Origin of the sequence: Sphingobacterium tenebrionis, from assembly GCF_037126265.1 — a bacterium.
GTDB lineage: Bacteria > Bacteroidota > Bacteroidia > Sphingobacteriales > Sphingobacteriaceae > Sphingobacterium > Sphingobacterium tenebrionis.
In genome coordinates this window covers 1-16,837 of the sequence record NZ_JAYLLN010000019.1, presented here as the reverse complement: position 1 = coordinate 16,837, position 16,837 = coordinate 1, and the positions used below count along the sequence as shown (strand labels likewise).

Below are 16,837 nucleotides of genomic sequence, written 5' to 3'. Positions count from 1 at the left end.
ATAAGGTAATAAGAAATTATTAGTTGATTATTAAGGTTTTATAAGGATTTCCAAGGTATCAGATCCTACCTTTAATTTTTCTTTTATACTGCCGTTGATCTTCGGCGCTTCCATGCCTGCTCCCCAGTTTTCGGAAGATTTAAAAATGCGCGCTTCATCCCATAAGCCAGCCTGGATAAATTGTTCTAAGGTTTTCTTGCCACCCTCTACAATCAAGGATTGTATATCCATCAGATATAATTGATATAAGACCTGCTGGGGAAGATATAGGTCGAAATTTTCGAATGCAATCAATTTGATGTTTCCTTGCCAATCGGTTTGTTCGGCATTGAAAACGATGGTATCGGCTTCCGTGGAATAAAGATTAGCCGCTCTGCTGATTTCCAAACGCTTATCGATCAAAACGCGTTTTGGATTTCTACCGGACCATTCTCTGGCAGTAAGGGAGGGATTGTCGGCGAGCGCAGTTCCTTTTCCAACTAATATCGCATCTTCTTGGGTTCGCCATTGATGCACCAATTGTTTACTGGCCGCATTGCTGATCCACTTTTGGGAACCATCCGCTGGTGCAAAATAACCATCGTTGGTCTCTGCCCATTTTAGGATGATATAAGGTCTAAAATCTTTTAGTCGGGTAAAAAAGCGTCGGTTCACCCATTTCGCTTCTTTTTCTAAAACACCTATCACTACTTCGATCCCTGCCTCCTTCAGCTTTTGGATCCCCAAACCATTTACTTTTGCAAATGGATCCTGACAGGCAATAACAGCTTTTTTGAACTTTTTGGAGACGATGAGATCGGCACATGGAGGTGTTTTACCAAAATGCGCACAGGGTTCTAAAGAAACATAGATGGTACTTTCTTGAAATAGCTTCTCTGCTGATTCAGGAAACTTAAGCATGGCATCTTGGATCGCATTGACTTCGGCATGTGGGCCACCATAGGGTGAAGTATATCCCTCGCCAATGATTTTCCCATCATGTACAATCACAGCACCGACCATCGGGTTGGGACTGGTTTTACCGGCTCCCATTACCGCCAGATCAAGACATCGCTGCATGAATAATACTTCCCTGTTCATGTTTCCCCTTTTCAATTTTGCTAACACAGCAAAACTATCAATTAAATCCAATAAAATTAACAATGAAGCATTTTTTGTAGGTTTGCAGCATGGAAACCTTAGGAAGCATCCAACAACAGTTCCTGCAAGAGCTGAGCAGTCTATATGAGCAAGATGAAATCAAATCCATCTTCCAAATTGTTTTATTGGATCGATTGGGAATTTCGAAAGCTAAGTTTTTGCTGGAGAAGGATATGGTGCTAGATGCACAACAGCTTCATTCTTTACAGCAGGTTCTTTCCCAGTTGAAATCAGCAAAACCTGTTCAACATATTTTGGGAAAAGCTCCCTTTTATGGGATGGAGTTCTTGGTTACAGAAGATACCTTGATTCCAAGACCGGAGACAGAGGAATTAGTGGATCTGATAGTTAAGGATTTCCAATTCATTGCTAAAGATTTACAATCAGGTATAAAGAAGATTCCAGCTGACGAGTCGGTCAATCTTCAAATCATTGATATCGGCACAGGATCGGGTTGTATTGCGATCGCTTTGCAGAAAAACCTTTCTCATGCGCAGACCATGGCCGTCGAACTTTCTCCTGAAGCGATCGCAGTGGCAAAAGAAAATGCGGTAAAGAATGGGGTCGACATCAATTTCAGATGCCTGGATATCCTGGAATGGGAGGTTGTTTTCCAGGATGAGGAATTTGATATCATTGTAAGTAATCCACCCTATATTACGCAGGATGAAAAAAAGGAAATGCATGACAATGTATTACAGTTTGAACCACATTCGGCCTTGTTTGTGGAGGATGATGCACCTCTCCTATTTTATGATCATATATCCTCATTTGCCAAGAAGCATCTAAAAGCGGATGGGGTTTTATATTTTGAAATCAACCAGTATTTAGCGAAGGAAACGCAGGATATGATTTTTAAAAAAGGATTTTCGGAAGTTCGAATAATAAATGACCTGAATGGGGTTCCACGTATGATTAAAGCGAAAAAATAATCAAACTGAAAAACAGTAAGTTATTTGGTTGAACACAAAAATTAGCATAAAAGATTTGGCACATATCAACCTTTTTTCTACCTTTGCATCACTTCAAACAACGAAGTAGTTCTTGAAATAAAGAATTCCGATTCCGTAGCTCAGCTGGTAGAGCAATACACTTTTAATGTATGGGTCCTGGGTTCGAGTCCCAGCGGGATCACAAAAAAAGCAACTCCAAAAGGGTTGCTTTTTTTTGTTTATCGTCTTTCCTATTTAATTGCTAATAGTCACCATTGGCTTACCTTCTTTACAAGATATAGTAGCTTGCTTATTACTCGACATTCCATCGCATTTAATATTCTCAAGTTGGTTCTTTCTATTGTTTAGTTGATAATAATTTAGAAGTAATTCTTGAAATTCTTTATTCCTTATTGTTTTATGAATAGCAAAACCTTCATAATTACAATTCACAATCAAAATCATAGAACCCCATTCAGATGGGTCTGTGCAGTTTACATCTTTATAGAAATCCATGATATTCTTTTTAAATTTAGGCAACTCCTCATTCACCTCTTGGATAGTCAGATCTTGGACAAAAAGCATAGTAGCTTTACCATCTCGACAAACTACTTTGATTGGAGGAATCGGGTATAAAAAGTCAAATATAATTCCTTCCCTTGCAGCAGCTTCCAATATTTTATTAAAATAGTTATCATACTCCGCCAATAAACGATCGAACTGTGCCTGAATAGAGGGATGGATTAAAAAATAATTGTGTTTATAAACTACTTTAAAAGTAGAAATATCCTGACATGGAACAGATTCGCTCAACAAATTGATCTCTCTTTTTTTTTCCTGCGCGCGCTTACCCCAATAGGAGGATGACTTTAATTCATCACTTTTAGAACAGGAAAAGAGTTGGAAAATCAACAATACAAGGAAAGAATAGGTGAAAATTTTCATAACAAATAATGGTTAGTTAAAAATACTAACGTAAGCAATATTGATTTTGCTACCAATCTTGGATAATAATCGAAAATAATTTTACAATAGAAGACTTAAACAATCGATATCGTTTACCATTATGCGGATGTGGAATTGCTATATGCTAAGGTATTAAACGAATGAATGGTCCTACAGCAGAAGCATATTCTTTTCTAAACGATTTTAGAACGGTAATTATAAATGTCTTTTAATCAAGAACCCCGTCAATATAAAATGGCGGGGTCTTTCTATTTTTGAGCGAAAATATATGTATATTAGTTTCATTAAACCAATTATTGAGTATTATAATGCTCATGTATATTTTTATCAATTATAATCCTTTAGACATGAAAAAAATCCTTTATTTAATATTTTCAACTTCTTTTCTGTTCTTGTTTTTAACGACAAAAGCACAAAATTCAATTATAACAGACCAAATAGAATTAGGGATTATCGCCAGTAATGAAAAGGATCCTAAATTGAGGAAAATTGCAATTGAAAAAATAACCGATCAAATAGAGTTAGGCATTATTGCCAGTAATGAAGAGGATCCTAAATTGAGGAAAATTGCAATTGAAAAAATAACCGATCAAATAGAGTTAGGTATTATCGCCAGTAATGAAGAGGATCCTAAATTGAGAAAAATTGCAATTGAAAAAATAACCGATCAAATAGAGTTAGGGAATATCGCCAGTAATGAAGAGGATCCTAAATTGAGAAAAATTGCAATTGAAAAAATAACAGACCAAATGGAGTTAGGGAATATCGCTAGTAATGAGGAAAATCCTAAATTGAGAAAAATTGCAATTAAAAAAATAAAAGACCAAATGGAGTTAGGGAATATTGCCAGTAATGAAGAGGATCCTAAGTTAAGAAAAATTGCAATTGAAAAAATAACAGACCAAATGGAGTTAGGGAATATCGCTAGCAATGAAGAAAATCGTAAATTGAGAAAAATTGCAATTGAAAAAATAACAGACCAAATGGAGTTAGGGAATATCGCTAATAATGAAGAGGATCCTAAATTGAGAAAAATTGCAATTAAAAAAATGGGAAAATCTAAAAATTAAATTTTCATCCTAGGATTTTCGGATAATCTAGACCTTCTCCTTATCTCGTATAATGCATCAAATATGAAAGATTTCTTTAAAGAACTCCTAGAATATGGCACATATTACAACCGACAATTAATTGATATTATAAATCAAAACCCTTCACATATCTCTGATAGAACGATGTCTTTAATGAGCCATATATTAAATGCACATCACATCTGGAATTGTAGAATAGCTGGAAAAAAAAACTTATATGCAGTTTGGCAGAATCAACCAAGGGAACACCTGCTTGAAATCGAGTTAACAAATTTCTGGTCGAGCGAAGATATTCTCGAAGGTTATGAGTTAGACCAAATAATTCTTTACGCAAATAGTCAAGGTCAACAGTTTGAGCGCAGTGTGCGAGATATATTATTTCACATCATCAACCATACAACTTACCACAGAGCACAAATAGCCAGCGATTTAAAGGTAAATGGTTTAACCCCTCTTCTAACCGATTACATTCACTACAAACGTTAATAATAATTTAAAGATCGTACTATAAAAGGACATTTAATCTCTCCAATATGATCAATAATTTAGAATTACATTTTATCGGATTGTATTCAAAATACGGAACGGATACTAACCTGGGAAAGGAGAATTGGATTGAACTAAAGGAACAATATCAGGCCAAAGGAAGATACTACCATAATCTGGATCACATTACAGCAATGCTGATGGAATTGGAATCTGTAAAGGAAATGCTGATAAATATTGATTTATTGTTTTTTGCAGTATACTATCATGATGTAATTTATCTCCCCCACTCTAGCTGTAATGAGGTAGATAGTGCCAATTTTGCACGAGAGCGATTGGTAAATACAAACCTAAATAATAAACAAATTGATCAAATTGCAGATTTGATTTTATCAACCAAAAAACACGAATTACACCAAGAATCTGATTTTAATTACCTAATTGATGCGGATCTTAGCATTTTAGGGAAACCATGGGAAATATACCTACAGTATATTAAAAATATACGGAAAGAATATGCCATGTTTTCTGACACAATTTATAATTCCGGACGTAGTAAATTTTTAAAGCATTTATTAGCTGAAGAACAGGTGTTTAAAACTGCTTGGTTTCAGAAAAAATACGAGGAACAAGCAAGAGCCAATCTAGCAAGAGAATTGGCTCTATTTTGATAATTAATTGAAAATCAGATTTAATAAATTCTTATTTCTTCTCTTCCTCTTTTACCACTGTTAATGGCTTCCTATATCTATTCTTCACAAAAACCTCCTGACCATCGGGAAAAGTCAAAATTAAATCGTTAAAACGTCCTCGTGCTCGGATAGAAACACTCTCTCCGCCTGCATCATTCAACCGAAAACTTTGTTGACTTTGAACGACCAATGTTTTTATCTCCTTACCCCCTTCAATCATTCTGAATACACCGGAACGATCAAATTTAATCTCCATTTTTCTACCTTCATTATCACTTAATTCATAACTTCCATTTAATTTTCCATTTACCGTAATTTCATAACCCTTCTCGTCTTTGACCGTCCTTTTTCCGGCAAAACTAAATTTCATGGTCATGGTATACTCTCTCCCCTTACCGGTGCTGAAATACCATTTATTAAATCGATTACTGCGGGATTTCACCCAATTATCGCTATTGGTTTCCAATGAATAATTATTATCGAGATCAGGCGCTACAGAAATATAATTGTTGTAATCATCATAGATTTCAAAACCTCCGGATTTATTGCTTTCTAACAATAGAAAATCACTATCACTGAAATTCATTAAGGAGTTCTCACTGAATACATTCAACCAAAGGATGGTATTTGCAATCTCCTCTCCGAATATGGCTTTATAAACCACCTCTAAAAGATGATTTTCCCCTACTCGATAGAATAATTCTGAATTATCGGAAATGGTGGAATCGGTTAAAGAAATTTTTGAACTGTTTGGAAGAATAGGTTCAGCTTTGACTTGTGCTGTAAACGAAAATACGAATGCAAAAAAGAAGCATACACGAAGGGCTAATTTCATAAAATTGGATTTGATTAATTAATTTAAAACTTAAAATAAAATCTTAACATAATTAATGACTTTCAATAAAGATTTAAGTTTAATCAAATTTCAGATTTATTTTCCCGATATAATAGAAGCATGATTTTTCCTTCAAAATAAATCCATAATAATTTTATATATTTAGAATTAATGAATTTTTTTCACTCTATGAAATGGAACCCAAATTTATACGATCAGAAACATGGATTTGTTTCCCAATATGGCGAAGACGTTATAAAACTCCTAGCTCCGCTCAAAAACGAACTTATCCTCGATTTAGGTTGTGGAACCGGTGATCTCACCAACCGAATACAACTTGAAGGGGCCACTGTAATGGGAACAGATTTTTCCGAAGAAATGATCAGGAAAGCGAAAGAAAAATACCCCTCCATCAAGTTCACTGTGGAGGATGCCCGAAACATTGATTACAAAGAAACCCTCGATGCTGTATTTTCTAATGCGGCCTTACACTGGATGCTGGAAAAAGAAGCTGTAATAAAGAGCGTTTATAAAAGTTTGAAAAAAGGAGGCCGATTTGTCGCCGAATTTGGCGGAAAAGGAAATGTGGAGAAAATCAGACTCGCCTTAAAAAATATATTGGCTGAAACAGGAAACCAAGAAATTGCTGAAAAAGAGATCTGGTATTTCCCTTCTATTTCAGAATATGCAACTTTACTGGAGAAAAATGGGTTCCAGGTTGTGTATGCTGTTCTATTTGAGCGAGAAACTTTATTAGCCGATAAAGACGGAGTGAAAAACTGGCTGAAGATGTTTGCTACTTCCTATTTAGAAAATTTAGATCCAGAAACCGCTGAAAATATATTAGACGAGGTTCAGGAAAAAATAAGACCTACCAATCTTAGGGATGATAACTGGTACGCTGATTATGTGAGGCTAAGGTTTATTGCCATTAAGGAGTGACGAATCTATTTTATTTCCAATAATCTGTATAGCTATAAAAGGACAAGACATATATTGTCTTCTTAATGCAAGCGCATTGCAAGTGAGGTGTAAGTGATATGTAAGTGCTAAAAGGCACTTAGAACCCACCTACATGCCACCTCCATCCAACTTCCACCTTGAACCAAATAGGTTTTGTTTATGCTTATTTAATACAAAACTCATAAACAATTAATTATAAAAGCCTTTTAATTGGCTATAATTCCCATTAATTTCATCCTGTAAATGATAGCAAGAAAAATAAATTTTAAATGGCATGGGAACAATAAATAAAAATGGAAATATCTCCGGTCTAGTTGGCAATTTGGTTTTCCGAGAATGGAATGGTTTACAAATTGTTCAATCAAAACCCAAGGGTAGAAAACCAGCACCTGGAACCATCAAAGCCGCTAAGATTTTAGGTTTAAAGAGTAAGCTTTCCGCTATTATACGAAAAAGACTAATTTCAAAACAGGAATTTCAAGATGCTGCCTGCCATACTCGTTTAATAAAAAAATTAACAAGATTTAGCTTGAGCTCTGATCAATCCCCAAATGAGTTATCGAATTTCTCGAATGTGGATATGAGTAGATTAGTTGGTTTTCCATACAATCCATCATCCCACTTGGAGGATAATATAGGCTTCAAGCCAACAATAAATTTGAATAAGGACCAACAAATAGAAATTCAAATGCCAGAAAGCATGGCCAAAGAGCAATTAAAAACTCCCCGAAATTGCTCTTTCCTGGAACTTCTATTTCAATGCCTACACATTTCCAAGGGATTAAAACTAATCCAATCTTTGGGTCAGGTTAAAGTGGATATAAATCTATCTTTAGCATTAAGTTCCCAGAATATTTTCAATAAACACGTTATTAATTTACCAAAAGATGATGAAGGGATGATAAGCTTTACAACACCAAAAAATTTCATCCCGGAGGAATAATCGCTGGATTTATAGTTTAATAATCCAAATTCGGGATCAGGTCATACTTCATTCCTGGCAAGCCCAAAAGCTTTCGCATGAGGCCCATCTGCCCACAAAGATAATCTGCACGGCCAATACACATGCCCACAAAGTTCAGTACATCCTCTTTTACAAAAGGGATACCCATTCCTATAGGGAAATCCCGTTCCAGTTCCTGATCGGTCACTTCCAATAAGCGCTGATAAACCAATGGCGATACCTCTTTAAAATTAACGATCAATTCCTCCAAGGTTGGGTAAGTGATTGTGTGATCTAAGGCCTTCGCTTGGAAAAAAAGATCATCAAAAGGATCCTTCATATCCAAACCCAGAACTTGCCCCATACCATAGCGTGTATTCACATAATTTCCAGCCATCCATACGACATGATTGGTTTTATTATCAATACGCTGTAAAGCAGCTTCTTCAGAGATACCGTCGAGTACATTGAGAAAATTTTGGGAATGCATCCTGTACGCGGGAATGATAATATCTAGTTTGTGTGATTTTGGAGTTTTCATAGCTTAAAATTTTATGTTGTTAGCATTTCATTAATTACCATTGGCAGCGGATTATTCCACTACGGTATTGTCTGGCATCTTGGAGAAATCCACATAGGTCAGGTTCCAACCAAATCCATTGATATCCCAAAAGGAATTTTGGTACATCCAACCATAATCCTGCGGTTCTTCATGCTGGGAAGCGCCATTTTCCAGGGCTAACCGAATAACCTCATCAATCTCTTCGCGGGAATTACAGCTCAATGCAACTACAACCTGACTGGTTCCTGGCATTGGAAGAGGTTTCTCGGTCAGTGTTTTAAAAAAATCCTCGAATATGAACATGGCATAAAGCTGGCTTTCTTTGAGTACCACCGTAACAGCCCTTTCATCTGTCATTTCCTCGTTGAAACTAAACCCTAATGCCTGCCAAAATTTCTTTGTTCTTTCAACATCCTTGATGGCAAAGTTGATATATGCTGTGTTGATTTCCATTTACTGTGTTTATTAGTTCTACCCTTAATGGTATAATCAAATTTAGGCAGCAATTAGTAAAGAAAACTTTTCCTATGGCAAGAAATGGAGTTACCTGGAATTCACTGATTACCTTTAAGTAAGTCATAGTAAACCAACCCTTTTCTCTGTTTATCTTTGTCTTATAAAAATAAAATTGACATGGAAAACAACAATACAATTTCAACCCTTTTAGTGGCCAATGCATACGGTCCTGCTGATGTATTAACTTTTCAGGATTTTGATCTTGGAGAATTGAGAAATGGCTATGCCCGCATCAAAACCAAAACTGCGGGTATCAATCCGATCGATGCCCGCCGGATGACCGGAGAATTCAAACATTCAGGTTTGCCGCAAACATTCGGAACCGAATTTTCCGGAGAGATTTTGGCGATTGGTGAAAACAGTCAAGGATTTAAGATCGGGGATGCTGTACTAGGTTCAGGAGATGGTTTCACCCACGCAAGCGTGATTGATGTACCTATTGGAAACCTTATCCGTAAGCCTGAGAACATCTCTTGGGAAGTGGCAGGGTCTGTTGCAGGAGTTTCCCAAACCGCCATGACCATATTGGATGAAATTGGAGATATCAAATCCTTGTTGATCCATGGTGCTTCAGGAGGTGTGGGTTCCATTACGGTTCAATTGGCGAAGGAACGTGGAATAACGGTTATCGGTACGGCTTCCAAAAGAAAGTTGGAATACATGGAGAGTTTAGGTGCGATTGCAGTGGAATATGGTGATGGCTTGATCGAAAGGATTAAGGCAGCACATCCGGAAGCTATCGATGCAGCAGTGGATATGATCGGTACGGAAGAGGCAACACAAGCTTCCCTTGCTACGGTAAAACCAGATGGGGTAATTGCTACGATTGCCGGGAAACCAGTTTCCTCGAAAAGAGTGATTCCAATCTGGGTAAAAAGAAACCCTAAGAACCTACAATTTGTAGTGGATGGGTTGGCTTCAGGGAAATTCCAATGGGAAATCGATAGTGTGTTCCCATTTGATAAAGCAAAAGATGCTTTTTCAAAAATATTGGAAGGACACACAAAAGGTAAACTTTTGTTACAATTCTAAGGCAATTCTTAAAATATATAGTTATTAAACGAGTTCTTTTGTAACAAAGTAAAAAAAAGGGCGACACTTTTTTAAAAAATTACACAAACGTTTGCGTCTTACCTGCGCAAACGTTTGCGATTTAAAAATAGACCCAAATATTGTATTATCGGGGTATTTAGTAAGTGTTAAGGGTTTGTTAATTCGCTGCTTTTATTGCAAAATTGCAGATAAAATAACAGCTAATTATGAACAGGAATCTATTAACTCTAGCATTTATGCTATTCTTTGCTTCCTTTCTCTATGCACAGGACATCACCTTAACGGGTACCGTCAAAAACAAAGACGGACAACCAGTTGAGAGTATCACTGTCAGAGAAAAGACCGGAAGCGCCGCGACCTCTACTTCAGCGGACGGATCCTTTACCCTTAACGTCAAAAGTTCTACCGGAACATTGGTCTTTACAGGTATTGGATATACGAGACTGGAAAGAGCTTACCAAGGTACGGGGCCAGTAAATGTGGTCATCCAAGCGGATGAAGGGAACTTGGAAGAAGTAATCATCGTTGGTTACCAAAGACAGTCCATGAAAAAGACCACCAGTGCGGTTCAGGTAATCTCTGGAGAACAGATCGAGAACCTAGCGGCACCAAGTTTTGAAAGTTTATTACAGGGACGTGTTTCCGGTGTGAACATCCAGAACTTCACCGGTGAGCCAGGTGCCAGAAACACCTTCACCGTACGTGGTAACACCACCATCTCCCCTGACCTGAATTCAGAAGTGGATTTGGCGAACACCATGAGTTCCCCATTGTACATTATCGATGGTATGCCTTTGTCCGTAAATGACTTGGCTACATCTTCTGCTACAGGAACGAACTACATCGCAGGCATCAACATCAATGACATCGAGAGCATCGTTGTTCAAAAGGATGCTTCTGCAACAGCGGTTTGGGGTTCTAGAGGTGCAAACGGCGTCATCATTATCAAAACCAAATCAGGTAGATCAGGAAAACCTCAAATCCGTTTATCGTATTACAAAGGGATCACAGAAAGACCTGAATTGCAAAAAACCTTATTAGGTTCTACAGAGCGTTGGGAAAAGATGAATATCCTAAGCCAATACTCCACACCAAGTAATTACGGAGGCGGATTTACACAAGCTTTGACCGATAGTTTGAACACAAGCTATAACAATGCAACGGATTGGCAAGATCTTTTTTATACTTCCGGTAACATCGACAACGTAGATGGAAGTATATCTGGAGGTACTGATATCGTAAATTACCGTCTATCCTTAGGTTATTATAATGAGGATGGTATTGTTAGAAATACGGGTTTCAAACGTTATTCATTAAGAGGTAATTTTGGTTTTAACCTAGCATCATTCCTTCGTAGTGACCTGATGTTCTCTACCACTAGAATGAGCAGAAAAAGAGGTTTGGGTCGTGGTATTAATGAGATCGTTCCGGTAAACCAAGCTGGTATGCCTTCTTCATTTGTTGGACTATCCGATGCAGATTATGATTTTTACCTAGGACAATATGACAAGTTATTGGACGATAACAAAACAGATGTTTTGAACATGTTCTCCAAAACCTATGTTGATATCATCCCAGGTCTGCAATATTCCTTCGAAGCTTCGGTTCAGGCAAATTTAGATCGTCGTGATCAATTTCAGCCAAGAGAGCTGAATGGTGGTACGAACTTCGCAGCTTCTAACAAGAATGATGCATTTACCTATAACTTAGCGAATGTCATCAACTATAACAAAACACTGGCTGAAGACCACAATATTACCTTTACCGGTATTCAGTCTTTTCAGTATGACGATTTCAAAAACCTTAACTTAACTGGATATAACCTACCTACAGATGATATCCACGTGGTACAAGGTGTTGCACAAAAAGATCTTTACGGTTCAAGCAACAGAAGAAATTCAGGACTGGTTTCCTATATGGGACAATTCGCTTACGATTATAAAGCAAAATATCTTTTCAATGCTTCATGGAGAGCTGATGCATCTTCCCGTTTTGGTAAAGATACCAAATGGGGTTACTTCCCTTCCCTATCATTAGGTTGGGTTGCATCTGATGAAGCATTCATGAAAAACCTGGAGTTTGTAAACTTCTTGAAGTTTAGAGGTAGCTGGGGTAGATCTGGGGTATTACCTGCCGATTTCTATGCACCTTTCAACGTTTGGGATCTATCAACAACCACTTATGATGGCGAAAATATTGCAACCCCATCTTTTGATAAACCATTAACTCTACCAAACCTAACTTGGAACAAATCAGAACAATCTAATATTGGTTTTGATTTGAACATGTTGGACAACAGGTTGAACATCGTATTCGATGCATACCGTAAGATTACAAAGGATCCTATCCTTTCCTTCCCTTATCCTTTTTATACGGGATACACTAGACTATCCTATAACGTCCCTATGACGATCTATAACGAAGGATTTGATCTATCTATCTCAACTAGAAATATGCCTTCTGGTAAGGATTTCCAATGGAATACAAATTTAAACCTTACCTATAATAAAAATAGAATCGGATCTCTTCCATATAATGATAAGAGTTTCTATGCGGAGACTTACGGGTACAATCAACAGTTATTATTCCGTGTAGGAAGTCCAATCTACCAATGGGCACAGATGATTTACCAAGGAGTATATAACCGTTTGGAAGATATTCCTGTAAACCCTATCACGGGTAGTAAATTGTCTTACTTCAAAACCTACAATCCGGTATTACCGGGTTATCCAAACTGGTTAGATGTGAATGGTGATTGGGATGTATGGAGTGATGAAGATAAAGGAGCTGCTGATGGTGACTTGGTTCCAACAGGTGATCCAAACCCTAAATTCACGGGAGGTCTATACAACGAATTCACTTATAAAAACTTCACTTTAGGGATTTTGGGTACATTTACCTTTGGACGTGATATCATCAATACCTTAAAGGCAAATCAGTTCAATAACATTGCAGGAAATGTTTACAATTTCACCAATCTTCGTCTTCCTGATTTGGAAGGATTAGATTATTGGACACCGGAGAAAGCAAAAGATCCTAATTTCCAAGCGAATTTCCCATCCATCCAACCGGGTAATTATTTTTACCAATTCTTACCTTTCAGTACCATGTGGAACGAACAAGGCGATTACTTCAAAATCAAAACCATTACGGTTGGTTATTTGTTGCCAGCTAACCTGACTAAAAAATTAGGTATCGGCATGAACCGCGTTAGATTCTACGGTATGATGGACAATGTATTGACCATTCAATCTGCAAACGTTCCAGATGCTGAATTAATCACACCTCAAGGTGAATATTCTGGTGGTGCCTATCCATTGCCAAGGAAATATACCCTTGGTCTTGAAGTTAACTTTTAACACCGAAACATCATGAAAATTAAATCATTAATAACATACATCTGCTGCGCATTCATCATCGTGAATTTCAGCGCTTGTAAGAAATATATCGATCTGGAACCAGAGAACAGCACCTATGATGAGGTTTTCTGGACGGATGCCAACAATATTCCGAAGGCCAATGCCGGAGCCTATTCCATGCTTAGGGATGCCTTAAGAGCAGATCGTTCCTTTTTTATTTTCGGCGATCTAGCTGGAGGTAACTTTGTTACTGGGGGAGATTACTGGAATTATAAGGACCTTTCTAAAGGCGGAAATTTCAAATTTGGATATGCTCCTTATTTAGAAGGAAGCCTTTGGAATTGGACAAGATTCTATGCAATTGTTAATCAATGTAATTTGATCATTGAAAAAACACCTGCGCTTCCTGCTGACGATTTCCCAAATGGAGAAACAGAGAAAAATCAATTGATTGCAGAAGCACGTTTCATCCGTGCCTATACCAATTTCTATATGCAACGTGTTTGGGGAGATATCCTTTTGATCAAGGAATCTTACAAAGATCCTCAGAACATCCCTCCTATTGCTAGAAGTCCATTGGAGGAAACCATGGCATTCTGTATAGATGACCTGTTATTTGGGATTGATAATTTGCCTACTACAGGTAGTAAAGCAAAAGCTTCCAAAGGTGCAGTACAAGCCCTATTGGCGCACGTATATGCTTGGAAACATGATTATGTAAATGCAGAAAAATATGCCAATGATGTACTTTCAGCAGGATATTCTCTAGAGTCAACGGCAGATTATCGCAAGATCTGGGCAGGAAACTCGAAAGAGTCTATCTGGGAATTGAGCATGTTATACAATACCAGTGGTGAAGAGCATTCGCAAGGATTCTTCAATGCGTTTTTAGCAGACCCTGCAGTTCCAGGAAAGTCGGTTGCCTCAGCATGGACTTTTGACCAGGATGTGTTGGAAGATGTATTTACCACATCAGAACGTGGTGCACGATTTGATTCCATCGCTACAAGAGGTGCAAATGATCAAACTTATTTCCTTCGTAAATACGATAATTTTGTTGAATATCCACCAAAAGTACCTGGAGGTTCTTACTACGCCATCAGTAATAACTTGGTATTATTACGCTTAGCGGATCTACGTCTTTTGCATGCAGAGGCTGCATTAAAGAACGGTAAACCTCAAGTAGCTTTAGCTGATTTAAACATTATCCGTAAGCGCGCTGGCATCAGTGAGTTGACTTCTGCTGGATCAGATCTTATGATTGAAATCTTTAAAGAGAGAAGACGCGAACTTATCGGTGAAGGATCTACCCAATTCGATTTGATCCGTATGGAAATGTTCAATAAAATCGCTGAATTCTCAGCCATTTATTCTGCAGACCGTCTTGCCAATCAAGGGTATTTCTGGCCATTGAACATGCGAGCTTTATTACCTCAGAATGAATTATTAACTCAAAATCCTTGGTGGATTAAACAATAGCACTATGAAAACCAATAACATATTATATTTTGTTTTAATCATTGGAACTTTTATCCTATCCCAAGGATGTAAGAAAGATGATTACCGTATAGGCGGCGATGTACATGATCCAAATATCAGAATGTCGACCTATGATTATTTAAAAAGCAACAAGTATGGGCTTTTCGATACCTTATTAATGTTGGTCGATAAAGCAGGCATAAAAGATAAGATCAACCAGCAAGGTGTTACCTTCTTTGCTCCTACTGATTTTGCCATTAAAAATTATGTGAATTCCAGAACTTTGGCTATCCAAAAGATCGACCCTTTCAAAAAATGGACAGTGGATTCGATCATGAAATATGAATTGCCGAGATTTGCAGATTCATTGGATGTGTATTTTGTAAAAGAAAGCCTTCCTAATGTAAATTTAACCATGGAAGGTAAGATCTATAAGAATCAGAAGAATAAAGAAGTGGTAGTTTCCTATGAGGAGACGAGAGATCCGAATTTAGGCTATAATCCAAATTCATCTATCATTCCTAGAGTGGTCTATTACACCTACTTATACCAGACCTTAAGTCCAGGATTTGATGTAAAGGAAATCGCATACCCTGTAGGCGTTCGTACGTTGGTTCAAACATCCAATGCACAGACAACCACCGGTACATTACATGTATTAAACAATTCGCATACCTTATTTTATTATAGATAGCCATGAAGAATAAATATATAATTGCTGCTCTCTTGTTAGGTACTTTAGCAACTGGAGCTTGTAAAAAGATTCCTGATGGAAACTTGAGTAATATTATCAGATATGAGGTTCAACCTTCTACCATTCAACAGGGAAGAGCCTACGTTTCCACTGCAATTAATCCAGAGGGATCTACAAAACCATTGAACATTAAATTGGTCAATGTATACAACCGCGAGACCGGTGAAAATGTGACTCCTTTGTTCGAGAAGACATATGCCCATAAGGTGTGGAAAGCGTTATATGATCCGAAAAAAGACACTACCTTAGAGCAGATCAATGCAAAACGTATTGATACCATGATCCATCCAATTGTGATCAACCCGGTATCTGGTCAGATCGAAGCAAATTATACGACTGTCAACCTTCCTTTAGGGAAGTATAAATTTGATTTGGAAATAAGTAATCCTACTGGTACCAAATTTTATAAAGACATCGGATCATTTGACTTAGTAGAAGCGCCTTTATTCGAAATACCAGCAGTACGTTCAACTGTAGCGATGAAAGTGGGTGCAGAAGGAACAACTAAGGTAATTACCAGTGGAGTAGAGCACATCCGCGTTACCCGTACTTCAGAAACTGGAGACAAGGTGATCGTGAAGATTGTGGATAAGAATGGAAATGCTTTCAATCCTAGCAAAGGTGAGATTGCAAGACGACCAAATAGTGGTAATACACCAGGTTTCTTGCAGACCATGCAGGATTATGCGATCTCGACTCAATTATTTGACGATCGTATGGAATTTGCTTTCGGTGTAGTACCTTTCCCATTGAACTCTTTGGGTAATGGTTTTAACTACTATTACCGTATACCAGCACAATATGTTAAGTATGATGATAGCCTTGGCCTTCCATACAATACTTATTCTTGTAATGCACGTTTTTCTTTTAGAACGTATGCACCTGGAACTTATTTGATCGAAGTCATTGTTCCACAAGTTACTCGCGTTCCTTAATCTTTTTTGGAATGGAATTGAAAGAAGGTGTCTAAAAAGGCACCTTCTTCTGTTTTATAGCTTTCTGGAGCTCCATTATAATTTCATGAGCAATATTAGGCTGCAAGTCGATGTTTTGTACTTTTCAGCAT

At 37.5% G+C, this 16,837-nt stretch carries 16 protein-coding genes and 1 tRNA gene; 12 read left to right on the top strand and 5 right to left on the bottom strand.

Annotated elements, in window-relative coordinates:
• Nucleotides 1–30: 30 nt before the first annotated feature.
• The gene (gene ribD / locus VJ786_RS09015; protein WP_336557638.1) at nucleotides 31–1,080 is read right to left on the bottom strand and encodes a bifunctional diaminohydroxyphosphoribosylaminopyrimidine deaminase/5-amino-6-(5-phosphoribosylamino)uracil reductase RibD; all 1,050 of its coding nucleotides are present in this window, start codon (nucleotides 1,078–1,080) and stop codon (nucleotides 31–33) included.
• An 89-nt stretch (nucleotides 1,081–1,169) separates the two neighbouring features.
• Between ribD and prmC the strand changes: the two genes are divergently transcribed.
• Both prmC and VJ786_RS09005 read left to right on the top strand, forming a co-directional pair.
• On the top strand, nucleotides 1,170–2,072 hold the full coding sequence (gene prmC / locus VJ786_RS09010; protein WP_099368120.1) for a peptide chain release factor N(5)-glutamine methyltransferase: 903 nt from the start codon (nucleotides 1,170–1,172) through the stop codon (nucleotides 2,070–2,072).
• A 129-nt stretch (nucleotides 2,073–2,201) separates the two neighbouring features.
• Nucleotides 2,202–2,274, top strand: a tRNA-Lys gene (locus VJ786_RS09005).
• Nucleotides 2,275–2,327: 53 nt separating this feature from the next.
• Here the strand turns inward: VJ786_RS09005 and VJ786_RS09000 are convergent.
• Nucleotides 2,328–3,017, bottom strand: a complete 690-nt coding sequence (locus VJ786_RS09000) for a hypothetical protein (protein ID WP_336557637.1) — start codon at nucleotides 3,015–3,017, stop codon at nucleotides 2,328–2,330.
• A 368-nt stretch (nucleotides 3,018–3,385) separates the two neighbouring features.
• On the opposite strand from VJ786_RS09000, the gene VJ786_RS08995 reads away from it, so the two are divergent.
• The 3 genes from VJ786_RS08995 (at nucleotide 3,386) to VJ786_RS08985 (ending at nucleotide 5,286) form a co-directional block, all read left to right on the top strand.
• The gene (locus VJ786_RS08995; RefSeq protein ID WP_144038189.1) at nucleotides 3,386–4,108 is read left to right on the top strand and encodes a hypothetical protein; all 723 of its coding nucleotides are present in this window, start codon (nucleotides 3,386–3,388) and stop codon (nucleotides 4,106–4,108) included.
• 63 nt (nucleotides 4,109–4,171) lie between these two features.
• On the top strand, nucleotides 4,172–4,615 hold the full coding sequence (locus VJ786_RS08990; protein ID WP_099367880.1) for a DinB family protein: 444 nt from the start codon (nucleotides 4,172–4,174) through the stop codon (nucleotides 4,613–4,615).
• Nucleotides 4,616–4,662: 47 nt separating this feature from the next.
• Nucleotides 4,663–5,286: an HD domain-containing protein gene (locus tag VJ786_RS08985; RefSeq protein ID WP_336557636.1), complete on the top strand. Its 624-nt coding sequence runs from the start codon at nucleotides 4,663–4,665 to the stop codon at nucleotides 5,284–5,286.
• A gap of 31 nt (nucleotides 5,287–5,317) precedes the next feature.
• On the opposite strand, the gene VJ786_RS08980 is transcribed toward VJ786_RS08985, so the two are convergent.
• A complete protein-coding gene (locus VJ786_RS08980; RefSeq protein ID WP_099367882.1) occupies nucleotides 5,318–6,142 on the bottom strand; it encodes a hypothetical protein in 825 nt (274 codons plus the stop codon).
• A gap of 189 nt (nucleotides 6,143–6,331) precedes the next feature.
• On the opposite strand from VJ786_RS08980, the gene VJ786_RS08975 reads away from it, so the two are divergent.
• Complete coding sequence (locus VJ786_RS08975; RefSeq protein WP_099367883.1) at nucleotides 6,332–7,084, top strand: class I SAM-dependent methyltransferase; 753 nt, start codon at nucleotides 6,332–6,334, stop codon at nucleotides 7,082–7,084.
• 295 nt (nucleotides 7,085–7,379) lie between these two features.
• On the top strand, nucleotides 7,380–8,048 hold the full coding sequence (locus tag VJ786_RS08970) for a hypothetical protein (RefSeq protein ID WP_099367884.1): 669 nt from the start codon (nucleotides 7,380–7,382) through the stop codon (nucleotides 8,046–8,048).
• Nucleotides 8,049–8,064: 16 nt separating this feature from the next.
• Here the strand turns inward: VJ786_RS08970 and VJ786_RS08965 are convergent, their stop codons facing one another.
• Both VJ786_RS08965 and VJ786_RS08960 read right to left on the bottom strand, forming a co-directional pair.
• Complete coding sequence (locus VJ786_RS08965) at nucleotides 8,065–8,589, bottom strand: DinB family protein (RefSeq protein ID WP_099367885.1); 525 nt, start codon at nucleotides 8,587–8,589, stop codon at nucleotides 8,065–8,067.
• Nucleotides 8,590–8,640: 51 nt separating this feature from the next.
• On the bottom strand, nucleotides 8,641–9,063 hold the full coding sequence (locus VJ786_RS08960; protein WP_336557635.1) for a VOC family protein: 423 nt from the start codon (nucleotides 9,061–9,063) through the stop codon (nucleotides 8,641–8,643).
• 180 nt (nucleotides 9,064–9,243) lie between these two features.
• On the opposite strand from VJ786_RS08960, the gene VJ786_RS08955 reads away from it, so the two are divergent.
• The 5 genes from VJ786_RS08955 to VJ786_RS08935 all read left to right on the top strand — a co-directional run bounded on the left by VJ786_RS08955 (nucleotide 9,244) and on the right by VJ786_RS08935 (nucleotide 16,706).
• A complete protein-coding gene (locus VJ786_RS08955; protein WP_336557634.1) occupies nucleotides 9,244–10,158 on the top strand; it encodes an NADP-dependent oxidoreductase in 915 nt (304 codons plus the stop codon).
• 227 nt (nucleotides 10,159–10,385) lie between these two features.
• Nucleotides 10,386–13,538 carry a SusC/RagA family TonB-linked outer membrane protein gene (locus VJ786_RS08950; RefSeq protein WP_099367888.1) on the top strand — a complete coding sequence of 1,051 codons (3,153 nt, stop codon included), beginning with the start codon at nucleotides 10,386–10,388 and terminating at the stop codon, nucleotides 13,536–13,538.
• Nucleotides 13,539–13,550: 12 nt separating this feature from the next.
• Complete coding sequence (locus VJ786_RS08945) at nucleotides 13,551–15,017, top strand: RagB/SusD family nutrient uptake outer membrane protein (RefSeq protein WP_336557633.1); 1,467 nt, start codon at nucleotides 13,551–13,553, stop codon at nucleotides 15,015–15,017.
• A 4-nt stretch (nucleotides 15,018–15,021) separates the two neighbouring features.
• Nucleotides 15,022–15,711 carry a fasciclin domain-containing protein gene (locus VJ786_RS08940; protein ID WP_099367890.1) on the top strand — a complete coding sequence of 230 codons (690 nt, stop codon included), beginning with the start codon at nucleotides 15,022–15,024 and terminating at the stop codon, nucleotides 15,709–15,711.
• 2 nt (nucleotides 15,712–15,713) lie between these two features.
• Complete coding sequence (locus tag VJ786_RS08935; protein ID WP_099367891.1) at nucleotides 15,714–16,706, top strand: DUF5007 domain-containing protein; 993 nt, start codon at nucleotides 15,714–15,716, stop codon at nucleotides 16,704–16,706.
• Nucleotides 16,707–16,837: the final 131 nt, after the last annotated feature.